Raw genomic sequence first — 4,798 nt, forward strand, 5'->3', positions numbered from 1 at the left:
GCTCGTCGGCGGGAGCGGCCGGCGGCACGGTCGGCGGCAGCGTGCTCTGCGGCGCCACCCGGGGGCCGCGGGCCGGGCCGCGGCTGAGCGTGGCGTCGAGGCGGTCCAGGTTCTTGCTGGCGGTGGAGGCGAGCTGCCAGGGCACGCTCGTCACCATCACGCCCGGCTCGAACAGCAGCCGACCCTTGAGCCGCAGCGCGCTCTGGTTGTGCAGCAGGTTCTCCCACCAGCGCCCGACCACGTACTCGGGGATGAAGACGGTGACCACGTCCCGGGGCGACTCGCGGCGGACCGAGGCGACGAAGTTGAGGATCGGCCGGGTGATCTCCCGGTACGGGGAGTCGATCACGGTCAGCGGCACCGGCAGTTCCCGTCGCTCCCAGTCGGCCTGGAGGTCCCGGGTGTCCTTGTCGTCCACGTTGACGGTCACCGCGGTCAGCGTGTCCGGCCGGGTCGCCCGGGCGTACGCGACGGCCCGCAGCGTCGGCTGGTGCAGCTTGCTGACCAGCACGATGGCGTGGTTGCGGGCGGGCAGCACGGCCCGCTGCTCGGTCGGCTCCAGTTCGGCCGCGACCCGGTCGTAGTGCCGGCGGATGGCGAGCATGACCACGTACATCACCGCCATGGCGACGATCGCGATCCACGCGCCGAGCAGGAACTTGGTGACCAGCACGATGATCAGCACGATGCCGGTCATGGCCATGCCGAACGTGTTGATCGCCCGGGAGCGGATCATCCGCCGCCGGGCCTGGAGATCGCGCTCGGTGCGCAGGTGCCGGTTCCAGTGCCGGATCATGCCGGCCTGGGAGAGCGTGAACGAGACGAAGACGCCGACGATGTAGAGCTGGATGAGCCGGGTCACCTCGGCCTGGAAGCCGACGATCAGCACCACCGCGAAGACGGCGAGGAAGACGATGCCGTTGGAGAACGCCAGCCGGTCGCCCCGGGTGTGCAGCTGGCGGGGAAGGTAGCGGTCCTGGGCCAGGATCGAGCCCAACACCGGGAAGCCGTTGAACGCGGTGTTGGCGGCCAGGAACAGGATCAGCGCGGTCATGCCGGCGACCACGTAGAGCAGCACCGAGCCGCTGCCGAAGACGGTTTCGCCGAGCTGCGCGGTGACCGTCTTCTGCACGTAGTCGGCCGGGCCGCCGACGATCTGCGTCGCCGGGTCCTCGACGAACTGCAGGCCGGTCTTGCGGGCCAGCAGGATGATGCCGACCAGCATGCTGACCGCGATGGTGCCGAGCAGCAGCAGCGTGGTCGCCGCGTTCTTGGACTTGGGCGACTTGAACGCCGGTACGCCGTTGGAGATCGCCTCGACGCCGGTGAGCGCGGCGCAGCCGGAGGAGAACGTGCGCAGCAGCAGGAAGACCAGCGCGAATCCGGTCACGCTGTGCTCGGCGTGGATCTCCAGGCCGGCGCTGGGGGCCTGCAGGTCGTCGCCGAGCACGAAGATCCGCACGAACCCGGTCAGCAGCATGCCGCCGATGACGATGACGAAGCCGTAGGTGGGGATCGCGAACGCGGTGCCCGACTCGCGCAGGCCGCGCAGGTTCATCGCGGTGAGCAGCACCACCGCGCTGACCGCGATGAGCACCTTGTGGGTGGCCACGAACGGCACCACCGAGCCGAGGTTGGCCACCCCGGAGGAGACCGACACCGCGACCGTGAGCACGTAGTCGACGAGCAGCGCGCTGGCCACCGCGAGGCCGGCGCGCGGCCCGAGGTTGACCGTGGCCACCTCGTAGTCGCCGCCGCCCGAGGGGTACGCGTGCACGTTCTGCCGGTAGCTCGCCACCACGGTGAGCATCACCACGACGACGGCCAGCGCGATCCACGGCGAGAAGAAGAACGCCGAGGCGCCCGCGATGGAGAGCGTCAGCAGGATCTCATCCGGCGCGTACGCCACGCTGGAGAGCGCGTCGGAGGCGAAGACCGGCAGCGCGATGCGCTTCGGCAGCAGGGTGTGCTGGAGGCGGTCGGACCGGAACGGTCGACCGAGGAGGAGTCGCTTCAGCAGCGAGGTGGGTCGGGCCACAACCGCCAAGCGTACGGCCACCCGGCTCGGGAGGGTGGGGTGGCTGATCACCTCCGCGCGCGCCCGCGCGGTACGGTTCGGTGCCCCGTCGCGGGCGGGGACGTGGCAGGCTCGCAGAGAACGGGTCGGCGGGCGGCACCGTGGGAGGAGCGGACACCGTGCATGTCGTGATCATGGGCTGCGGCCGGGTCGGGTCGACCCTGGCCCACAGCCTGGAGTCCCGGGGGCACTCGGTGGCGGTGATCGACCAGGACGCGGACGCGTTCCGCCGGCTCGGGCCGGACTTCGCGGGCATCACGGTCACCGGCGCCGGCTTCGACGGCGAGGTGCTGCGCCAGGCCGGCATCGAGCGGGCCGACGCGTTCGCCGCGGTCTCCAGCGGCGACAACTCCAACATCATCTCGGCCCGGCTGGCCCGGGAGACGTTCGGCGTGTCCCGGGTCGCGGCCCGCATCTACGACCAGCGCCGCGCCCAGGTCTACGAGCGCCTCGGCATCCCCACCGTGGCGACGGTCCGGTGGACCGCCGACCGGATGCTGCGGCACCTGGTCCCCGAGGGCAACGTGGAGATCTTCCGCGACCCCACCAGCACCGTGTCGATCATCGAGGTGCCGGTGCACAAGGACTGGATCGGCCGGTCGCTGCGGCAGCTGGAGGAGGCCGTCGGCGCGCGGGTGGCCTACCTGATCCGGTTCGGGATCGGCACCCTGCCCACCGCCTCCACCGTGGTGCAGGAGGGCGACCAGGTCTTCATGCTGGTGACCGACGACATCACCGGGTCGGTCACGTCGGTGGCGGCGACGCCGCCGGAAGGGGGGCACTGAGCCATGCGGATCGCCATCGCCGGCGCCGGCAACGTGGGCCGCTCGATCGCCCAGGAGCTGATCGACAACGGCCACCAGGTGATGCTGATCGAGCGGCAGCCCAAGATGCTGCGGCCGGACCGGGTGCCGGCCGCCGACTGGGTGCTCGCCGACGCGTGCGAGCTGGCCAGCCTCGAGGAGGCGAACGTGGCCGGCTGCGACGTGGTGGTGGCGGCCACCGGCGACGACAAGGTCAACCTGGTGGTCTCGCTGCTGGCCAAGACCGAGTTCGCGGTGCCCCGCGTGGTCGCCCGGGTCAACCGGGCGGAGAACGAGTGGCTCTTCACCGAGCAGTGGGGCGTGGACGTCGCGGTCAGCAAGCCGCGGGTGATGGCGGCGCTGGTCGAGGAGGCGGTCACGGTCGGCGACCTGGTCCGGCTGATGACCTTCCGACAGGGCGAGGCGAACCTGGTCGAGATCACGCTGCCGCCGACCGCGCCCTACGTCGGGCAGCCGATCCACGCGGTGCCGCTCCCCCGGGACGCGGCGCTGGTGGCGATCCTGCGCGGCAAGCGGGTGCTGGTGCCCACCCCGGACGACCCGATCGAGGCCGGCGACGAGCTGGTCTTCGTGTGCACGGCCGAGGTGGAGGACGAGGTGCGCGGGGTCGTCCTCGGCCCGGAGAGCACCGAGCGGCACCGCGGTCGCCCCTGACGGGCAGGGCTGCTCAGGCTCCGGGCAGCGGAGCGGGCGTGCCCTCCCGGGTGACCCGGCGCACCACCCAGACCGTGATCAGCAGCAGCAGCGCGTACGGCGGGTAGCCCAGGGCGAGCCGGGCCACGCCGAGCGCGGTGTCCTGGTGGGCCAGGTAGAGCCCGGCCTGCACGCCGACCTTGGCCAGCCACACCACGCCCCAGAGCACGGTGAGCTGGGTGAAGGTGCGCACCAGCCGGGGGTCGTCGCGCCACTCGGAGCGGCCCTTGGCCACCAGCACCGACCAGATCCAGCCGACCAGCGGCTGCCGGATCGCGGCCGAGAGCAGCAGCGCGAGGCCGTAGCCGATGCCGTAGAGGATGCCGGGCAGGTAGAAGTCGCGCTCGTTGCCGGTGCGCCAGGCGATGGCCGCGCCGATGCCGACGCCGAACAGCCCGTTGACCGCGTGCCGCACCGGCCGGCGCTGGACCAGCCGGAGCACGGCGATCAGCAGCGCCACCGCGACCGAGGCGATCACCGCGGGACGCAGCTCGCCCACCACGTTGGCGATCACGAAGACCACCACCGGGATGCTCGACTCCACCAGGCCGCGCCAGCCGCCCAGCTGGTCGGCCATCTGCTCGGCGATGCTGGGCAGCCGCTCGTCGTCCTGCGGGTCGAGCCCCGACGGGGTGCGCTGCTGTCCGGTCGTCACTTCGGCGACTCCAGCTCGTAGTACGGGTTGTAGATCACCTTGCGGTCGTCCCGCACGGCCACCCGGCCGCGGGCGGTGAGGTGCCGGCCCGGCTCGATCCCGGCGATGTGCCGCCGGCCCAGCCAGACCAGGGTGACCACGTCGTTGCCGTCGTAGAGGTCGGCCTCCAGCGTGGGCAGGTTGGTGCGCGGCGTATAGACCACCGTGCGCAGCCGCCCGGCCACCGAGACCACCTGGCCCCGGTTGCACTGGTGGGTCGGCGTGCCGCCGGACTCGGCGCTCTCCCGGCGCAGCTCCTGCGCCTCGATCTCGGCCTCGCTCGCGGTGAGCCGTTGCAGGAGCCGCCGCAGCGACACCCGGCCCTGGTCGGTCGTCATGACCTCCGCGTCACCCTCTCCACCCCGGGGCTCCGCGGGCGGCGGAACCGTCCCGCCAGCGTACGCCCGTCCGGCCGGTCGGCGGGACCGGCGTGGCGCCGCTGGTCCCGCCCGAGGGGCGCGTACGCGACGGGCCCGGTCCCGTCGACCCGCGGGCCGACGGGACCGGGCC

General features: G+C 72.4%; 5 protein-coding genes. 2 read left to right on the plus strand and 3 right to left on the minus strand.

Going from position 1 to position 4,798, the window contains the following annotated elements; translation table 11 throughout:
- Positions 1–2,038: APC family permease (locus HUW36_RS25670; RefSeq protein WP_174530508.1), on the minus strand; the 2,038-nt coding region annotated here is incomplete at its 3' end.
- A gap of 158 nt (positions 2,039–2,196) precedes the next feature.
- Here HUW36_RS25670 and HUW36_RS25675 point away from each other — a divergent pair.
- Positions 2,197–2,862, plus strand: coding sequence for a potassium channel family protein (locus HUW36_RS25675; protein WP_174530509.1), 666 nt, complete (start codon positions 2,197–2,199; stop codon positions 2,860–2,862).
- Positions 2,863–2,865: 3 nt separating this feature from the next.
- Positions 2,866–3,555 carry a potassium channel family protein gene (locus HUW36_RS25680; protein ID WP_174530510.1) on the plus strand — a complete coding sequence of 230 codons (690 nt, stop codon included), beginning with the start codon at positions 2,866–2,868 and terminating at the stop codon, positions 3,553–3,555.
- A gap of 13 nt (positions 3,556–3,568) precedes the next feature.
- Here the strand turns inward: HUW36_RS25680 and HUW36_RS25685 are convergent, their stop codons facing one another.
- A complete protein-coding gene (locus tag HUW36_RS25685) occupies positions 3,569–4,249 on the minus strand; it encodes a DUF3159 domain-containing protein (RefSeq protein ID WP_174530511.1) in 681 nt (226 codons plus the stop codon).
- Entirely contained in the window at positions 4,246–4,626 is a 381-nt protein-coding gene (locus HUW36_RS25690) for an OB-fold nucleic acid binding domain-containing protein (RefSeq protein WP_091579534.1), read from the minus strand. The genes HUW36_RS25685 and HUW36_RS25690 overlap by 4 nt, the downstream gene beginning before the upstream one ends.
- Between the last annotated feature and the right edge of the window lie 172 nt (positions 4,627–4,798).

It is taken from the genome of Micromonospora maritima (assembly GCF_902825405.1).
In the GTDB taxonomy this organism is placed as follows: domain Bacteria; phylum Actinomycetota; class Actinomycetes; order Mycobacteriales; family Micromonosporaceae; genus Micromonospora; species Micromonospora maritima.

Excerpts from the sequence above, each read along its gene's own strand:
- HUW36_RS25680 (WP_174530510.1), top strand. The coding sequence starts at position 2,866 with ATGCGGATCGCCATCGCCGGCGCCGGCAACGTGGGCCGCTCGATCGCC.
- HUW36_RS25690 (WP_091579534.1), bottom strand. The coding sequence starts at position 4,626 with ATGACGACCGACCAGGGCCGGGTGTCGCTGCGGCGGCTCCTGCAACGG.